This is a genomic window from Ferrovum myxofaciens (genome assembly GCF_000735045.1).
GTDB lineage: Bacteria > Pseudomonadota > Gammaproteobacteria > Burkholderiales > Ferrovaceae > Ferrovum > Ferrovum myxofaciens.
Window position 1 is genome coordinate 1 of record NZ_JPOQ01000452.1, and the last position, 337, is coordinate 337.

General features: G+C 58.5%; 1 protein-coding gene. It reads right to left on the bottom strand.

From position 1 onward, the window contains the following. Positions 1-337: DUF3987 domain-containing protein (locus IV91_RS0114515; RefSeq protein ID WP_031599544.1), on the bottom strand; the 337-nt coding region annotated here is incomplete at both ends.

Consider the following 337-nt stretch of genomic DNA (forward strand, 5'->3'; position numbering starts at 1 on the left):
TCCCGGCCAACAAACCAAAAACCGCGCCATGAACCCCGAACCTCGGGCAAGCGTTCCGGTCTTTTCGAGGAACGATCTGAAAGCGGCCTCCTGTACCTGCAAGCCAACCGTCAAACGCACATCCTTGAGGATATATGATGGGGCAGTGCGCCGGTCAATCCGCACTGTTTCGGCTCCCCACAACTGATTCAGCAACGCAAGGTTTCTCAGTACCGAATCCCCGCCCATGCTGTGCCCTCCGAAGACGGTACCGGCCTCTGAGGACAGCAAACCGGCGGTAGGCCATGCGTCATGCAGTCCCCAAGCCAATGCCTCGCTGGTCGCGTCTGAATAAGTC